Origin of the sequence: Azospirillum soli (assembly GCF_017876165.1) — a bacterium.
GTDB lineage: Bacteria > Pseudomonadota > Alphaproteobacteria > Azospirillales > Azospirillaceae > Azospirillum > Azospirillum soli.
In genome coordinates this window covers 66,232-80,828 of record NZ_JAGINQ010000003.1, presented here as the reverse complement: position 1 = coordinate 80,828, position 14,597 = coordinate 66,232, and the positions used below count along the sequence as shown (strand labels likewise).

Genomic DNA, 14,597 nt, shown 5'->3' with positions numbered 1-14,597 from the left:
CGGAAGGGCGCCCGGCCGTTGCCTCGGTCGGGCGTTCGTCGTTTCCGGATTAGGCGCTCCGGAAGGCGCGGTCGGTGCCGTAGGGCACGCCGTCGATCTTGATGCGCACTCCCAGCATGCAGGCGATCACATCAAGGATCCGGACCTTCCAATGCATGGAAGGTTGATAGGTGGCGTGCTCGGGGAACTGGAAGGCGATGCCAAGCGGGGAGGCAAGGCGGGGGCGTTCACGCCCGGCGGGCGTGCTGAAGATCGTCTGCATGATGCTCTCCAGGTTGAGGTGGTGGTCAGCCCGGCTCTGCGGGCAGAGCTGGTTAGGTGGAGTCCGCCCCCTCGGCGGGGTTGGCGATGGCTGCGCGCTCCTGATCGGCGATCCACTGGAGGATCGTGGACTTCCGGGCGAACAGCTTGGCGCCGATGGTGAAGACCGGCAGATGGCGTTGGAGGTGGTAGACCTGCCGGGCGCTCAATCCCATGAACGCGGCGATCTGGTCGGCTCCTTCGAGCATGTCGTTCGCCAAGGCGGGGGTGTCGGTCTGGGCCACTGTAATAGGGAGCGGTGGCGCTGAGTCGGAGGACGGCAATGCCCCTTGGCTGGTCACCGCGTCGAAGACCTCGACCATCTGGATCGTCACCATTGCCGCGCGCTCGGTGTCCGACTTCGCCGTGATATAGAGGGCCTGCTTCTTGGTCAGGTAGTAGGTGCCCTTGCTAGGGCGGCCCCGACCAATTTTCCGATCTGAATCGGAAATAACCTCTCCGAACTTCAGCAGCGCATCCATGTGCCGCTCGATCATGCGCCGAATAGCGTGCGGATCAGCCATCCCCAAGGCTTCCGCCAGCTTCAGGTCGCGAATGCGCGGTTCGCAACTGATCTCGGTGTCGATATCCGCCGGGTTAAGGAGGGCGGGGAGCTGTGGCTGTGGGCCTTCGGTAGTGTTCATGGTCCAGCCCCGATTGATCTTCCGCGCCATATGTGGCACGTTTCATCTCACATATAAATGGGAACCGCTCGCCTCGGTCAAGCGGTTTTATGCCAGAGGTGAATGAAAAGTGCTCACATCAGACCAAATCCGTGCTGGTCGCGCCTTGGTTCGCTGGTCCGCAGACGACCTTGCGCAGAAGAGTGGGGTCGGGTTGTCCACGATCAGGCGCATGGAGGCGGCCGACGGCGTCCCAGCTGCATCGGGCAAAAATCTTGCCGCTGTCCAGAAGGCGTTGGAGGAAGCCGGGGTGCAGTTTATCCCCGAAAATGGGAGCGGCCCCGGTGTGCGGCTGAAGAAGAGCGCTGCCGGTGCCTGAATACTTGTCCGAGTCGTCCGTTGCCGAGTTCTTCGACACCAGCCCGAGCACGGTTAGGCGTTGGGTCGAGAAGGGCGTGTTGCCCAGGCCCATCGTGATCGGCGGCCTGAAGCGGTGGCATGTGGACGAGCTGTTCGCTGCCGCGCGACGTTGCATGGATGCCGCAGCCGAAGGTGGGCCGCCTCGCTCGGCGGATCCCGACGTGATCGTGGAACGGATGCTGCGCGAAGGCCCAAAGAGCAGAAGCCGCAGGCGGAGTTCTGACCGAAAAATGGGGTGAACGGCTCGTTCACCTCCTTTAGCGGAAGGCTGCGTGCAGCAGACACCGCAATCCTGATAAGCCCCCTACTGGTGCGCACCCGACGGACAGTTACGTATGCAGTCTGGTACGGGCCGCAGAATGCCTCGGAACTGCCGACGTACAAACGACACCATCCGTCTGGTCCGATCCGCTAGTTGTCCGGATGCGACATCTCTGGGGACGCATGGGACAGGACTGTTATTTGGAGTGGTCCAAATGTCCAAGATGGGTATTCGAGAACAGCAGAGACCGGTATTAGATCCATTTTAGAATGTCCCGCTTGTTTAATCTCGCCTCTATAATACGCACCTTCAGCGAGCATTTAGCGAGCTGGGCACCAAAAGGAGAGGGCAATGCGAAACTTATTCTTGGCTATATCATTAGCAACAGTAACTTTCGCGGCCCCAGTGCAAGCTCAGACATCGCCGGGCGGTGGGGGTGGCTGCACTGGCTTTGACAGCACAGTCCAGACCGTACGAAACTGTGGTGGTTACGGGGGAAATCCAGAAAAGGGCGTTGGCGGCGGCGGGGGACGTGCGACAAATTACATCTACAACTCAGATGGTACGGTTGATTCAATAACGGCATCTGGTGGAAGTTCGCAATCCGGGTATGGCACGCACAGAACACTGAATTTCGGGAGCTTTGAAAGCAAAGTTACTGGAGGGTGTGGTCAAGGCGGTGGAAGCCTAGAGCCTGAAGAATGCCCTCATTATTGACCCGACATGCAAGGAGAAAGGGCGGGACTCAATCCTGCTCTTTCTCTTTTGGGGCGCTTCCATGCGCTGGCATTGGGCAGTCTCGCTTTGGGTAACGAAGCATCATGCTCAGATGGCGAAGGCGGGCTTCGACACCGACTCCGCCAATTATGAGAATGGAGGCGGTGCCCCCTGTGAACCCTGCGGCGCAACGTCGCCCTCATATCCCTCCGCCGGTCATAAACTGTTCAGATTTCCTCCGCACACTCGCGTCGGTGGCGCTCGATTGTGGGCGTGCATGCACCGGTATGCATGAGGGCAGGGATGGAGCAGCCAATCTATACCGATCACAAGGTGACGATCACACCGACGCTGGCGGTGATCGATGGCACGACCTACGCAATCCAAACGATCAACTCGATTAGCGTGCAGAAGCTGCCCGGCGGCTTTGGCCTTATGCATTTCATTATGATCGCACTTGGGGTCGCGGCGGTGTTGCTGTCGTTCGGCGGCTTCCAATCCCGTGACACTGGGCCAGCGTTCGTTGTCCTGTTTATCGGCATAGCGTTGATTGTTCCTGGCGCCAGAGCGGCCGGTAGGGAAAGCGGATATTCCCTGACGCTCGCAACGTCATCTGGTGATCGACAAGCGCTTATCAGTAAGGACAGCGCCTATCTCGGTACATTGCGCCGGTACCTCGAAGCAGCCATCGCATCAGCTCGCGAGGTCAAGCCGGCAGCCGCACTGGCCGCAGATACGAAGGACTGTCCGCGTTGCGCCGAAACAATCAAGGCGGCAGCCAAGGCGTGCCGGTTCTGCGGATACGAGTACGACAAGGAGCCAGCTACCATCGACGGCTGACGCTCTGCGTAATTGGCTGGGAGGATAGTGCGTGGAGAATCCTAACTGAAAACGCTCCTTTAATACTATCTATGTACAGTGGAATCTGCTCAAAGGATTTATGATGACTGCCGAAATAGCTGTAATGAACCGACGCGCTGCAGTGCTTGCTGCGGATAGCGCTGGCACGGTTACTGGGTGGGTGAATGGCAAGCAGGAAGTGCGCTATTTTAAGGGGGAGAATAAGGTGTTTCAGGCATCTTTATATCACCCCGTTGGGCTGATGACCTACGGAAATGCTGATTTGCAAAGAGTGCCATGGGAGCTGGTAATAAAGCATTATCGCCAATCTCTTGGAAAGACATCATTTGACAATTTGGAAGGGTATGGCGAACATCTATTTAATTATATTGAAGCAGATCAGGACATATTTCCAAATGAGGATCGGGAGAGGTACTTCAGAGACAAAGTTGATGATGTGGCTTTGAAGGCATTCTTGGATGCTGTCCAAAGTCCGAACTTCCAATCGGCTTCCGATGATGCTTCCAAAGCGGCGGCATTTGTTTCCTTCATTGACCAAATGAATGCCTCTGTCGATGCGTCCCCTATTCCGGCTCCCTTGTCTCAGGGGGATATCGATGCAGCTCTGGCTGATAATGTGGTAGATAGAGCTCAAAGTCTCGATGAGAATCTAAAAACAGTTTCTTGGTGGGCTGTTTTGCCAAATTTGGCAAGCAAACTTGCTGAGGTAACGATCAAATTGGTGTTCAAGCAGTACTCTAAATTTCTTAGTAGTACGGGAATTGTGCTTGCTGGTTATGGAGACAAGGAGTTTTTTCCGCACCTTCATCAATATAGGGTTTACGGGTTTCTGCGAAGAAAATTTGTATACATCTTGGAAAGCTCACGGAAAATAGGGCTTGATAAGCCATCTGAAATAGTTCCATTTGCATCGACCGATATGGTGGATACGTTTAGGACCGGAGCAAGTCCTGACGTTTATAGCTATATTGGAGTAGAATTTGAATCTGCGGCAAATGCTTTGGCAGAAGACATCAAGGTTGCTACTGGAGGCGCCAACATCCCTGGCTTGGAACAGATGGTGGAGAAGCACCGTTCAGCCTTTATGGATGGTTGGTTTGATAAAGCTTTTGATGCACACTATCGACCGTTGACCCGTGTGGTTGGCATGCTGCCCGTCGACGAAATGGCTAGCTTGGCTGAGACGCTGATCAATCTCGAGTCGCTCAAGGAGAAGGTCACGAGTCCTACGGAGTCCATCGGCGGCGCTGTTGATGTGGCGGTCATAACCAAGGCTGAAGGCTTTGTGTGGATCAAGCGAAAGCATTATTTTGACCTCAGCTTAAACCCGCGTTATGCAGCGCGCTTCAGCGCTCGTGAGCAAGTCGGAGGCGGCCAGTGAGAAATTTCCATGAAACTGTCCAAGCGGCTCGCCGGCGCGATAGGGCGGTCAACGTAGGGGATCTGATGGCCGGGCTGCCAAAAGCTGCCGCGGCGGAATACCTTGCGCGAATGCCCGACGCGGACCACGACAAGCTCGTGGAGGAATATCGTAAGCGCGTCGAAGCATCGATGAAGCTTGTGAAAGCGTTGTGATCCTATGCCAAGCCCTGGATAGGTTTTTGGGAAGGGCGCCTCCGGGCGCCCTTCGCGTATCTGCGGCATGCTGGCTGTACTCCACTGGCCGTTAGGAGCGCGTCCTTGGACCGCTCGCTTTCAAGAACCCACCGGGCAAGGGCTTCTTGGGCTGCTTGAAAGTTTCTTTCGCCAGTTGACTGATGGCGGATTTGGCGGCTGGATCGGTCATGCCACGTCCGGTATCAGATGCCGGACTCGCGGCCCGGCTTGTGTTTGAGCCAGTAGCCTTGGAAGTAGCCGGGCTTTCCGAAGTGGTCTGGGGCTGACATACGTTGACTGTCTGGCTGTCGAGGTAGTCGATCAGGTGTTGCGGGTAGTGATAAATCTTGTTCAGCACCCGCACAAAGCCGATTTGACCGCGCCTCCGTAAGCCACGCAGGGACCCGAGCGAGATACCAAGCTCGGCCGCCGCTTCCTTCTCGGTCAGGCGAGTCGGGAGTATAGTGGACCGACCCTGCTTTTCTTCGGTCATGGTACCGCGCTCAGTGGAGACTAAGTTCAACCTCCTCGGTGGCTGGAGCGTTCCCGGCGGCGGGCGGCAACCTTCGCCTACGGTATCCACTCCACCTCAAACCGGAACCCAGCCCTTCATCCCGCACTCGGCACAGCGCAGGTACTTCCACAACTCGCTCAGGTTGGCGTCCGGTCCTTACCAGGGTGGTGGCGGGGCAGACGTGAGGCTGTGCGAGAACTTTGTGAGGCTGCCGCAGGAAATCGGCACTGGAAGCCGGAAGGAATAGAAAGCCATGCGATCCATGATCCTCGCCGCAGCTGTCGGTGCATTCACTGCTGTGCCGGCTGTGGCCGACACGCCTTACCGGCCAAAGGAATCATGATGCCAAGCTGCGGAGTTCCATTTCCGCTGCGCGCTTCCGTTCGTCAATCCAAGCCGCCAGATGCTCGATAGCAACCCCGCGTGCGGTCTTCTGGCTGCGTGGGTCAATCCTCACGATTGGAAGATTGATTTCCCCTTTTTGGACACGCTCAGCGAGTCGCTGTTCAGACAGGTGCGGGAAGTAGTCTCTGCACACCCGGTCAAGCGGGATAATGGCGAGGCCGTCATACTGAGCAGCGAGAAGAAACGTCGTTTTCATTTAGATCAGTGCCTTGTTCATATTGCTGCGCTACTGGAGCCGTCATTGTTCGGCATGCCTTATGCCCCCTCTCTCTGCGCTCCGAGAGGGGAGGCGGATTCCTTGGCGGTGAGGGAGCAGATCAGGTCTTATCTGACTGGCCGCGCTCGGCTTCTCGCAAGTCGGAGCCTGCGGCGGCCCACATCTGCATTGCTGTAATGACAACGCAGACCAAGCCCATGCACCACCGTGGTGCAAACCCTCCCTGTGGCGGAGGGTTTTCGCCGAAAAGGGCGAAAAGCGAAATCGATTCGCATTTGAGGTCGCGGGATTGGGGGAGCGCAAATTCCCAACTGTTGGGATTTGGGTTCTCCCCCGATCCGGGGAAAACGGCTGTGCCTCAAGCCGCCTTGGGCGGTCTACCGGCCGGGGGGCGGGGGCGGTAATGCGCCTCGAACAGAAGTTTGTCCCGCTCCACCGCTCGGCACGCGATCTGGATGCCGCGAGGGATGCCGCCGGACGCCGTGCCGGCCTTGTAGGTGTAGAAGGTGGACACCCCCACGCCCAGCAGGTCGGCCGCTTCGCTGTTCGAGAGGCCGAGTCGTTCCTGCCACGCGGCGATGTCCGCAGCCTCAAAAGGCTTCTGCTGGTCGGCCAACAGGCGCAGGTGGATGTTATCGATCCCGATGTCTCCCTCTTCGTCCCACGCCACCACGGTCCCCCAATTGGCAACCTTCGGGTTTGCCAGCACGGCGGGATCCTTGAGGATGTCGAACTCATCCGGGCCGGGCCGGGCCAGCCAGCCGGCGATATCGATGTTCTCTCTGGTGCCGTCACGCCAGCCCACCGTCAACACGGTGCCGGCGATGGAGACGGACTCAATCCGGGGGGTGTCGGCCATGGTGCGCGTCCTCACTGGCGGTAGGGAAGGTCGGGGTTCATGCGGTTCCACTCGGCGACCAGCAGGGCACGGTTGGCGGCGACCCACTCCAGGGCGGTCGCCTTCACCGAGCGGGGGATGTCGCCTTCGATGATGGTGAGGGTCTTCATGTCCACCTGCGCGGCGAAGTCCGGCCCGATCACATGGAAGTGCGCGGGATAGTGCTCGCGGCCCCGCACCTCCAAGTACCAGTTCGTGCCCCGCAGCAGCTTGCCCATCATCGTCCCCGTCTTGGCAGGCTAAATATACTCTAGAAACTAGAGGGGTGCTAGTAAGAATTTCAGTTTCTAGAGGGGTTTTTCTGGTCTGTGAGCGGGAACGGTCACGGGTGATCGGTAGCGCCCGCCGTATTCGCGTGGCGAATATCCTATCTGCGGGTTTCCGCAGATGCCGCTCTATCTGGGGAGTTCCCCAGATAGCCCATCGCGCCAGTGCGCGAGGTGGTCTAGCCGTGCAAGGTGGGCAGGGAAGGATGCGGCAGAAGCCGCCGGGAGGCAGAAAGTTCCACGTCCGGCCTACGTTCGAGGGCGCCGGAACAAGGCAAGAACGCCAAAGCGCCACCGTGTTGCAGCCGTGTTGCACGGAATTTTCGACAGACCTTGGAAAACGGCGGAATCGCTGGGTTTTCCTTTGTCGTGGCTTGCAACACGTTTGAAGGGGGCTTGCGCCCCCTTCCTCATTGATTTTACTAAGCTTTCTCGCCTCGTGTTCCCGGAACGTCCTTAGAAGGGCATGATGATGTCGAACAGCTGCTGGCCGTAGCGGGGCTGTTGCACGTCGGTCATCTGGCCCCGGCCGCCGTAGGAGATGCGGGCCTCGGCGATCTTCTCGTAGCTGATGACGTTCTGCGCGGTGATGTCCTCCGGCCGGATCACGCCGGTGATGATCAGTTCGCGCACCTCGTAGTTCACGCGGACCTCCTGGCGGCCCTGGATGACCAGATTGCCGTTCGGCAGGGTCTGGGTGACCAGCGCCGCGACCTTCAGCTCGATCTGCTCCTTGCGGGTGATGGCGCCCTTGCCGGCGTTGGACGTCGCGCTGGACAGATCGACCAGGCTGCCGGCCTGCGCCTCTTCCGGCAGGATCTTGTTCAGGCCGGCCGCGCCCTCCAGGCCGAAGAAGCCCGGGATGCCCGCCTTGTCGCTGTTGTTGCGCGTGCGGGTGCTCTGGTTGTTCATCTGGGCCTGATCGTCGATCTTGATGTTGACGGTCAGCAGGTCGCCCACTTTGTTGGCGCGCTGGTCCTTGAAGAAGGCCTTGGAGCCGTTCCGCCACAGCGAGTTCGGGTTCCGCTCGGCCGGCAGCGGGGTCGGCATCGGCAGGCTGACCGGCTGGTAGCCGGGCTGCGCGTAGGGGTCCTGGATCTTGGTCAGTTCCGGGGCGGAGCCGATGTTCCCGACGCGGGACATGGCGTTGCAGGCGGGCAGACTGGCGGCGACGGCGGCGAGCAGCGCGAAGCGGAAGAGGGTCTTGCGGGCGGTCTTCTGGGCGGACATCGGAGGTTTCTCCTTACTTCGCGGTCACGCCGGGCTTTGCCACGGCGACAAGGTTGGGGCCGGCGACCGTCGCTTCGACGACGCGGTTGGATTGGGTGTTGACGACGCGGATGACGTCGCCCTTGCCGCCGTCCTGAAGGGCCTTGCCCTGGACCGACAGCGAAAGATTCGGGGTGGCGAGCGTGATGGTGACCAGCGCGCCCTTGTCGATCAGCCGCGGCGACTGCAGGTCGCGCAGGCGGACCGGCTGGCTCACCGGTACGCCGCGCTTGGGCGTCATGCCGATCAGCTGGGCATCGGTGGCGGCGATGTCGCTGCCGGTCTGCTCGGCGCGCACGTCCTGCCAGTCGATGTCCGACGCGGTGATGGTGTCGCCCGGAACGATGCGGCGGCTCAGCACCGGAACCTGCACCACGCCGTAGGCGCGGCCGGAGACCGGCAGGCGGACCGTCGGGCGGGTGTCCTGGACGATGATCTCGGCGGCGAAGCGGCCCTGCACCGGGCTGTAGTAGAGGTTCTCCACCGTCAGGCTGCCGGCGCCCTGCGGGGCGCGCAGCTCGACCGCGCGGCTGTCCATCTCCAGATGCAGGCGGCCCACCGGGATGTGCCGCGCCAGCGCGTCCGACAGGGCCGCCTCGACGTGCGTCGTGCCGTAGACGACGGCCGGCGGCTCGGCAGCGGTCTGGGCCATGGCAACCTGGGTGGCGGCCGGGCCGACAAGCGCGGCGGCGGCGAGAGCGGTGCCCAGGAGGAGGTTGGCGAAGCGGGTCATGGCGGCGGGTCCTTCGATCTAGAGGCCATCGATCAAGCGCGCGGCGTCAGCGCATCTGGCTGGCCTGCTGCATCATCTCGTCGGTGGTCTTGATGATCTTGGAGTTCATTTCGTAGGCGCGCTGGGCGGTGATCAGCGTGGTGATTTCCTGCACGATGTTGACGTTGGAGGTCTCCAGCGCGCCCTGCGTCACGCGGCCGAAGCCGGGGGCGCCGGGGTTGCCGCCGATTGCCTCGCCGGACGCCGGGGTTTGCAGGAACAGGTTGTCGCCGACCGCTTCCAGGCCGGCCGCGTTGGCGAAGGTGGCGAGCTGGAGCTGGCCGACGTTCTGCGGTTGCACCTGGCCGTCCAGCTTCACCATCACCTCGCCCGACGGGTTGATCGCGATGTCCACGGCCTCGGCCGGGACGGTGATGGCCGGCTGCACCGGGTAGCCGTCGGCGGTGACGATCATGCCTTCCGGCGAAAGCTTGAAGTTGCCGGCGCGGGTGTACGCGGTGTCGCCGCTCGGCAGCTGCACCTGGAAGTAGCCCGAACCGTTGACCGCCAGGTCCAGCTTGTTGTCGGTGACGGTCAGGTTGCCCTGCTCCAGCACGCGGGCCACGGCGGCGATGCGGACACCGGCGCCCACCTGCACGCCGGTCGGCACGACGGTGCCGGCGTCCGACGAGGTCGAGCCGATGCGGCGCAGGTTCTGGTACAGCAGGTCCTGGAACTCGGCGCGCTGGCGCTTGAAGCCGGTGGTGGTGGCGTTGGCGATGTTGTTGGAGATCGTCTCGACGTTCAGCTGCTGAGCGATCATCCCGGTGGCGCCGATGGCGAGGCTGCGCATGGTTCCTACTCCCCTTTGTTCTGTGTCAGACGGCGCGGCCGAGGCGCTGGATCATGGTGCGCATGCGCTCATGCTCGCTGTCGATCAGGCGCTGGTTCGACTGGTACTGGCGCTGGATCTCGATCATGGCCGTCATCTCCACCACGGGCTTCACGTTGGAATTCTCAAGCAAGCCCTGTGCCACCTTCGTGTCGGCCGGGGCCGGCTGCGGCTCCTCGTCGGAGACGTAGAGGCCGGCGCCGACCTCGGTCATCAGCTGCTCGTTCTTGAAGGTCACGATGTTCAGTCGGCCCACCGGGCCCAGCTCGGTCGCGACGGTGCCGTCGCCGGTGACCTTGATGTCGCGCGTGCCGTCCGGGATGGTGATCGGCTGGCCGTTGTCGGCCAGGACGGGCAGGCCGCCGCCGTCCACCAGCTGACGCTGGTCGTTCAGGCGGAAATTGCCGGCCCGCGTGTATCGGGGGCCGTTCGCGGTATCGACCGTGAAGTAGCCGTGCCCGGTCAGCGCCAGATCCAGCGGGTTGCCGGTCTGCGTCAGCCCGCCGACTGCGAGGTCGCGCACCACCGCGCGGTCCTGCACGAAGCTGACCTGCTCGTGCATGCCCGGACGCTCCAGGAACTCCGTGAACAGCATGCGCTGCTGCTTGAAGCCCGTGGTGTTCATGTTCGCGATGTTGTTCGAAATGACGTCCAGCTGGCGGCGCAGGGCGGTCTGGCGCGACAGGGCGACGTAAATCGGGTTTTCCATCGACGACCTCTTCTCATCTCGGCACCGGCGGGACCGTCCCGACCGACGCCGGAAGCTTTGCACGCCCCGTGCCAAGTGAGACAAATCGCGGACTCCAGGCGGATTCCGGGTGTGAGGGCGCGAAAAGGGCCGTCGCGGCACACCCTGCCGGGCAATAACTGCCGCCTGTGGGGAATTCCCTGCCGGTTTCACCGGGCAAAGCTTCCCCGTTCCCGCCACGCCGAGGGCGTGCGGGGTGGTATGTGGGCGTGTCGAAGCGAGCCCCCTTCCTCCCACGCTGACGCGTGGGTCCCTCCTTGCTCCACTTCGCGGGGGCAAGTTGGATTCCCTCCCCCGTGCGCAGCATGGGGGAGGGCTAGGGTGGGGGCCCGCTTCGAGGACCCACGGATCTCCACCCGAGCCCCACTCAAAATCCGTGCCGAAACCAGAAAGGCCGCAAAACCGCTGGGACCGCCCCCGAGCGATCACAGCTTCGACGCGGTGCTGAAAGGCTTTGTTAACTATCCAAAAGATAGGGTTGCTGTGCTGGTTAAGGCCATTCCGCCACCGCTCGCGCCCCTAGGATTCCATGACCGCGCACGCTGAAGACGACGCCGGCGAACTTTCGACCGATGGCCTGCCGCGCAAGAAGTTCAGCGGCAAGAAACTGGTCCTGTTCGTCATCCTCCCGCTGGTGCTGCTGATCGGCGCCGGAGCAGGCGTGTATTTCAGCGGCCTGCTGGACTCGCTGCTCGGCAAGAAGGAAGAACACGCGGAGGTTCCGGCGGAGCCGGCGCAGCCCGATCCGCACGCGGCACCGATCTTCTACGACCTGCCGGACATGCTGGTGAACCTGAACGCGGCCGGCAAGCGCCCCGCGTTCCTGAAGATCAAGATTTCGATCCAGGTGTCCAAGCCGGAGGACGTGCCGGCGGTCGAGCATGTGCTGCCGCGCATCATCGACAACTTCCAGGTCTACCTGCGCGAACTGCGGCTGGAGGATTTGAAGGGCTCGGCCGGCATGTACCGGCTGCGCCAGGAACTGCTGATGCGCATCAGCGCGGCCGCCCACCCGGTGAAGGTGAAGGACGTGCTGTTCAAAGAGATGCTGGTCCAGTAGGCCGGGCGGCGGGGGCGACGCATGAGCAACACCGAGGAACTGAGCGAAGACGAACGGCTCGCCGCCGAATGGGCCGCCCTCGCCGAAGACGGCGGCGATATGGGCGACATGGGCGGGGGCGGCGGCTCCACGCGCGTTCTGAACCAGGACGAGATCGACAGCCTGCTCGGCTTCGACCAGGGCGGGGCCGGGGACGGCGACAACTCCGGCATCATGGCGCTGGTCAACAGCGCGCTCGTCAACTACGAACGCCTGCCCATGCTGGAGGTGGTCTTTGACCGCCTCGTCCGCATGATGTCCACGTCGCTTCGCAACTTCACGTCCGACAACGTCGAGGTCAGCCTCGACCAGATCTCGTCGGTGCGTTTCGGCGACTACCTGAACTCCATCCCGCTGCCGGCCATGCTCTCCGTCTTCAAGGCGGAGGAGTGGGACAACTACGGCCTGATGGTGGTGGACTCCGCGCTGATCTACTCCATTGTGGACGTGCTGCTCGGCGGCCGGCGCGGCACGGCGGCGATGCGCATCGAAGGACGCCCCTACACGACCATCGAACGCAACCTCGTGGAACGCATGGTCCATGTGGTGCTGTCGGACCTGTCCGCCGCCTTCGACCCGCTGTCGCCCGTCACCTTCCGCTTCGACCGGCTGGAGACGAACCCGCGCTTCGCGACCATCGCCCGCCCCGCGAACGCGGCGGTGCTGGTCAAGCTGCGCATCGACATGGAGGATCGCGGCGGCCGGCTGGAGCTGATGATCCCCTACGCCACCCTGGAACCCGTCCGCGAGCTTCTGCTCCAGATGTTCATGGGTGAGAAGTTCGGCCGCGACTCGATCTGGGAAACCCACCTTGCGTCCGAGCTGCTGGTGACGGATGTGGACATCGCCGCCGTGCTGGACGAGGTGACGATGACCCTGCACGACGTGCTGAACTGGCGAGTCGGCACCCGCATCCTGCTGAACGCCACGCCCGACGGCAGCATCGAGCTGCGCTGCGGCGACGTGTCGATGTTCCAGGGGCGCATGGGGCGCAAGGGCGGCCACATCGCCGTGCGCATCGAGAAGGAACTGCCCAAGCAGGAGGTCATGCGGCTATGAGCCCGACCGTCTCGCTCATTGTCGATCTGGTGATGGTCGGCCTGCTGGCGGCGACCATCGCCTACGCCATCATCCTGAACAAGCAGATCATCAAGCTGCGGGAGAGCCGCGGCGAGATGACCGAACTGATCAAGGGCCTGAACGAGGCCATGGCGAAGGCCGAAACCGGCGTGCGCGGCCTGAAGAAGACCGCGCATGAGACCGGCGAGGATCTTCAGCGCACCGTCAACAAGGCCCAGACGCTCCGCGATGAGCTGGAGTTCATGATCGAGGCCGCCGACGCGCTGGCCAACCGCCTGGGCGCCGTCGGCGACAACCGCCCGAAGCCCGTGGCCCCTGCCGCGCGCCCGGCCGCCCGGCCCGGCCTGTCCGCCCGTCCGGCCGTCGCCCCGCGTCCACTGGTCCAGAGCCATGACGAGGACCACGACGAGGACGACGATCACGTGCCGCTGCCGCCGCTTCGCGCCGAGCCGGCCCGCCGTCCGGCCCCGCCGCCCGAGCCCCTGGCCCGTGATTCGGTCCGTGATCCGCTGGCTCGCGAGGGCGAGAACCTGTCGCGCGCCGAGCGTGAACTGCTTCAGGCGATCGAGAACGCCGGGAAGGGGATCGGATGAGCAACGCCGCAACGGAAGAGAAGATCGTCATCCGCCCGGCCGGCGCCGTTCCGACCGGCGTGCGCACCTCTCAGGGACCGGTCGCCCCCGCGCCGGCCCCGAAGGTTCCCGTCAAGCTCGCCACCAAGAGCAAGGCGAAGGGCAAGGGTAAGCCAGCCCGCAAACCGGCCACGCCGCGCCGCCCCCTGTCGGAGCGTCTGCGCGAACGGATGCAGGGCCTGCGCTTCCGCCTGCTGCCGATCACCATTTTCGTCGCCGTGCTGATGCTGGGCATCCGCGTCGGCGATGTGTGGCGCCTGACCACCCGCGACGCCAAGCTGCCGGAATTTCCGGTCTCGCTGGCCCAGAACCAGACTTCGACCCCGACCCAAGCGCCCCTCCCGGCCGCGATGCCCCTCCAAGTTGCCGCTGCCCCCGCGCAGGGCGGCGCCAGCACCGGCCCGGCCCCCGCCGCCGCCGCCCCGGCGGCGGACAACGTGGCACCGCTCGGTCCCGTCAAGAACGAGGAGCTGCTTCAGCATTTCGCCGAGCGCCGCGCCGAGATCGAGCGCCGCACCAAAGAGGTCGAGCAGCGCGAGGCCCTTCTGATTGCCGCCGAAAAGCGCATCGACCAGAAGATTCAGGAACTCGACAAGGTCCGCTCCGACATTCAGAAGCTGATGCGCCAGGGCGACGAGAAGCAGGCGGCGCAGCTCGAAAGCCTCGTGAAGATTTACGAGACGATGAAGCCCAAGGACGCCGCCCGCATCTTCGAGGAGCTGGAGATGCCCGTTCTGCTGGGCGTGATCGAGCGGATGAAGGAACAGAAGACCGCGCCCATCCTGGCTGCCATGGATCCGGTGAAAGCCAAGGAAGTCACCTCGGCCCTCGTCGAACGCCGCGCGCTTCCGTCCGTGCCGCAGTAAGGTTGCGCCAGGGCCGAGACGCTTGTCCGAGGCAATGCCTCCCCATTCGTTGCGCTTGGCACCGGGTTGGGATCGTTTAACGCGGTGTTAACCGTCAGAATCTAGGTTAAAACGGGCTTAGAAAGCTCCGAGTCGGCGTTTGCGTGCAAGGACGTGGCCCTGGGGTTCAACCCAGCGTCGGCGGGCCGTGCCCGGACCCTTGCCGACGGACCCGCACCGC

Annotated in this window: 19 protein-coding genes; 8 read left to right on the top strand and 11 right to left on the bottom strand. The window is 62.6% G+C overall.

Annotation, left to right across the window (positions count from 1 at the left end):
* Window positions 1-49 precede the first annotated feature (49 nt).
* The 3 genes from J2852_RS05810 to J2852_RS05800 all read right to left on the bottom strand — a co-directional run bounded on the left by J2852_RS05810 (window position 50) and on the right by J2852_RS05800 (window position 1,395).
* The gene (locus J2852_RS05810) at window positions 50-262 is read right to left on the bottom strand and encodes a hypothetical protein (protein WP_209872348.1); all 213 of its coding nucleotides are present in this window, start codon (window positions 260-262) and stop codon (window positions 50-52) included.
* A gap of 52 nt (window positions 263-314) precedes the next feature.
* Window positions 315-944 (bottom strand): hypothetical protein, encoded by a 630-nt coding sequence (locus J2852_RS05805; RefSeq protein ID WP_209872345.1) that lies wholly within the window; start codon window positions 942-944, stop codon window positions 315-317.
* A 118-nt stretch (window positions 945-1,062) separates the two neighbouring features.
* Complete coding sequence (locus J2852_RS05800; protein WP_209872342.1) at window positions 1,063-1,395, bottom strand: hypothetical protein; 333 nt, start codon at window positions 1,393-1,395, stop codon at window positions 1,063-1,065.
* On the opposite strand from J2852_RS05800, the gene J2852_RS32310 reads away from it, so the two are divergent.
* The 4 genes from J2852_RS32310 (at window position 1,295) to J2852_RS31975 (ending at window position 4,758) form a co-directional block, all read left to right on the top strand.
* Window positions 1,295-1,582 (top strand): helix-turn-helix transcriptional regulator, encoded by a 288-nt coding sequence (locus tag J2852_RS32310; RefSeq protein ID WP_425514352.1) that lies wholly within the window; start codon window positions 1,295-1,297, stop codon window positions 1,580-1,582. The two genes, J2852_RS05800 and J2852_RS32310, sit on opposite strands and share 101 nt — an antisense overlap.
* A 1,043-nt stretch (window positions 1,583-2,625) precedes the next feature.
* On the top strand, window positions 2,626-3,162 hold the full coding sequence (locus J2852_RS05795; RefSeq protein ID WP_209872339.1) for a DUF6232 family protein: 537 nt from the start codon (window positions 2,626-2,628) through the stop codon (window positions 3,160-3,162).
* Between the two features lie 100 nt (window positions 3,163-3,262).
* On the top strand, window positions 3,263-4,564 hold the full coding sequence (locus J2852_RS05790) for a hypothetical protein (RefSeq protein WP_209872336.1): 1,302 nt from the start codon (window positions 3,263-3,265) through the stop codon (window positions 4,562-4,564).
* Between the two features lie 65 nt (window positions 4,565-4,629).
* Window positions 4,630-4,758 carry a hypothetical protein gene (locus J2852_RS31975; RefSeq protein ID WP_281418424.1) on the top strand — a complete coding sequence of 43 codons (129 nt, stop codon included), beginning with the start codon at window positions 4,630-4,632 and terminating at the stop codon, window positions 4,756-4,758.
* 91 nt (window positions 4,759-4,849) lie between these two features.
* Here the strand turns inward: J2852_RS31975 and J2852_RS05785 are convergent, their stop codons facing one another.
* The 8 genes from J2852_RS05785 to flgF form a co-directional block, all read right to left on the bottom strand.
* Window positions 4,850-5,272, bottom strand: a complete 423-nt coding sequence (locus tag J2852_RS05785; protein ID WP_209872333.1) for a helix-turn-helix domain-containing protein — start codon at window positions 5,270-5,272, stop codon at window positions 4,850-4,852.
* 358 nt (window positions 5,273-5,630) lie between these two features.
* Entirely contained in the window at window positions 5,631-5,894 is a 264-nt protein-coding gene (locus tag J2852_RS05780) for a pyocin activator PrtN family protein (RefSeq protein ID WP_209872330.1), read from the bottom strand.
* 379 nt (window positions 5,895-6,273) lie between these two features.
* Window positions 6,274-6,774 (bottom strand): helix-turn-helix domain-containing protein, encoded by a 501-nt coding sequence (locus J2852_RS05775; RefSeq protein WP_209872327.1) that lies wholly within the window; start codon window positions 6,772-6,774, stop codon window positions 6,274-6,276.
* 11 nt (window positions 6,775-6,785) lie between these two features.
* Window positions 6,786-7,034, bottom strand: coding sequence for a DUF4160 domain-containing protein (locus J2852_RS05770; protein ID WP_209872324.1), 249 nt, complete (start codon window positions 7,032-7,034; stop codon window positions 6,786-6,788).
* A 501-nt stretch (window positions 7,035-7,535) separates the two neighbouring features.
* Window positions 7,536-8,309, bottom strand: coding sequence for a flagellar basal body L-ring protein FlgH (gene flgH / locus J2852_RS05765; RefSeq protein ID WP_209872322.1), 774 nt, complete (start codon window positions 8,307-8,309; stop codon window positions 7,536-7,538).
* Between the two features lie 13 nt (window positions 8,310-8,322).
* Window positions 8,323-9,081 carry a flagellar basal body P-ring formation chaperone FlgA gene (gene flgA / locus J2852_RS05760; RefSeq protein ID WP_209872319.1) on the bottom strand — a complete coding sequence of 253 codons (759 nt, stop codon included), beginning with the start codon at window positions 9,079-9,081 and terminating at the stop codon, window positions 8,323-8,325.
* A 46-nt stretch (window positions 9,082-9,127) separates the two neighbouring features.
* Window positions 9,128-9,913 carry a flagellar basal-body rod protein FlgG gene (gene flgG / locus J2852_RS05755; RefSeq protein ID WP_209872316.1) on the bottom strand — a complete coding sequence of 262 codons (786 nt, stop codon included), beginning with the start codon at window positions 9,911-9,913 and terminating at the stop codon, window positions 9,128-9,130.
* Window positions 9,914-9,938: 25 nt separating this feature from the next.
* A complete protein-coding gene (flgF, locus tag J2852_RS05750) occupies window positions 9,939-10,661 on the bottom strand; it encodes a flagellar basal-body rod protein FlgF (RefSeq protein WP_209872313.1) in 723 nt (240 codons plus the stop codon).
* A 568-nt stretch (window positions 10,662-11,229) separates the two neighbouring features.
* On the opposite strand from flgF, the gene J2852_RS05745 reads away from it, so the two are divergent.
* From J2852_RS05745 to J2852_RS05730, 4 genes are read left to right on the top strand one after another with little or no spacing between them, the layout of a single operon-like run.
* Window positions 11,230-11,760: a flagellar basal body-associated FliL family protein gene (locus J2852_RS05745; protein ID WP_209872310.1), complete on the top strand. Its 531-nt coding sequence runs from the start codon at window positions 11,230-11,232 to the stop codon at window positions 11,758-11,760.
* Window positions 11,761-11,781: 21 nt separating this feature from the next.
* Window positions 11,782-12,858 carry a flagellar motor switch protein FliM gene (gene fliM, locus J2852_RS05740; RefSeq protein ID WP_209872308.1) on the top strand — a complete coding sequence of 359 codons (1,077 nt, stop codon included), beginning with the start codon at window positions 11,782-11,784 and terminating at the stop codon, window positions 12,856-12,858.
* Window positions 12,855-13,472 carry a DUF6468 domain-containing protein gene (locus tag J2852_RS05735; RefSeq protein ID WP_209872305.1) on the top strand — a complete coding sequence of 206 codons (618 nt, stop codon included), beginning with the start codon at window positions 12,855-12,857 and terminating at the stop codon, window positions 13,470-13,472. The genes fliM and J2852_RS05735 overlap by 4 nt, the downstream gene beginning before the upstream one ends.
* Complete coding sequence (locus tag J2852_RS05730) at window positions 13,469-14,377, top strand: MotE family protein (protein WP_209872301.1); 909 nt, start codon at window positions 13,469-13,471, stop codon at window positions 14,375-14,377. Before J2852_RS05735 ends, J2852_RS05730 begins: the two co-directional genes overlap by 4 nt.
* Window positions 14,378-14,597 lie beyond the last annotated feature (220 nt).

Excerpts from the sequence above, each read along its gene's own strand:
- J2852_RS05810 (WP_209872348.1), bottom strand. The coding sequence starts at position 262 with ATGCAGACGATCTTCAGCACGCCCGCCGGGCGTGAACGCCCCCGCCTT.
- J2852_RS05805 (WP_209872345.1), bottom strand. The coding sequence starts at position 944 with ATGAACACTACCGAAGGCCCACAGCCACAGCTCCCCGCCCTCCTTAAC.
- J2852_RS05800 (WP_209872342.1), bottom strand. The coding sequence starts at position 1,395 with ATGGGCCTGGGCAACACGCCCTTCTCGACCCAACGCCTAACCGTGCTC.
- J2852_RS05795 (WP_209872339.1), top strand. The coding sequence starts at position 2,626 with ATGGAGCAGCCAATCTATACCGATCACAAGGTGACGATCACACCGACG.
- J2852_RS05790 (WP_209872336.1), top strand. The coding sequence starts at position 3,263 with ATGATGACTGCCGAAATAGCTGTAATGAACCGACGCGCTGCAGTGCTT.
- J2852_RS31975 (WP_281418424.1), top strand. The coding sequence starts at position 4,630 with ATGGCCGGGCTGCCAAAAGCTGCCGCGGCGGAATACCTTGCGCGAATG.
- J2852_RS05785 (WP_209872333.1), bottom strand. The coding sequence starts at position 5,272 with ATGACCGAAGAAAAGCAGGGTCGGTCCACTATACTCCCGACTCGCCTG.
- J2852_RS05780 (WP_209872330.1), bottom strand. The coding sequence starts at position 5,894 with ATGAAAACGACGTTTCTTCTCGCTGCTCAGTATGACGGCCTCGCCATT.
- J2852_RS05775 (WP_209872327.1), bottom strand. The coding sequence starts at position 6,774 with ATGGCCGACACCCCCCGGATTGAGTCCGTCTCCATCGCCGGCACCGTG.
- J2852_RS05770 (WP_209872324.1), bottom strand. The coding sequence starts at position 7,034 with ATGATGGGCAAGCTGCTGCGGGGCACGAACTGGTACTTGGAGGTGCGG.
- flgH (WP_209872322.1), bottom strand. The coding sequence starts at position 8,309 with ATGTCCGCCCAGAAGACCGCCCGCAAGACCCTCTTCCGCTTCGCGCTG.
- flgA (WP_209872319.1), bottom strand. The coding sequence starts at position 9,081 with ATGACCCGCTTCGCCAACCTCCTCCTGGGCACCGCTCTCGCCGCCGCC.
- flgG (WP_209872316.1), bottom strand. The coding sequence starts at position 9,913 with ATGCGCAGCCTCGCCATCGGCGCCACCGGGATGATCGCTCAGCAGCTG.
- flgF (WP_209872313.1), bottom strand. The coding sequence starts at position 10,661 with ATGGAAAACCCGATTTACGTCGCCCTGTCGCGCCAGACCGCCCTGCGC.
- J2852_RS05745 (WP_209872310.1), top strand. The coding sequence starts at position 11,230 with ATGACCGCGCACGCTGAAGACGACGCCGGCGAACTTTCGACCGATGGC.
- fliM (WP_209872308.1), top strand. The coding sequence starts at position 11,782 with ATGAGCAACACCGAGGAACTGAGCGAAGACGAACGGCTCGCCGCCGAA.
- J2852_RS05735 (WP_209872305.1), top strand. The coding sequence starts at position 12,855 with ATGAGCCCGACCGTCTCGCTCATTGTCGATCTGGTGATGGTCGGCCTG.
- J2852_RS05730 (WP_209872301.1), top strand. The coding sequence starts at position 13,469 with ATGAGCAACGCCGCAACGGAAGAGAAGATCGTCATCCGCCCGGCCGGC.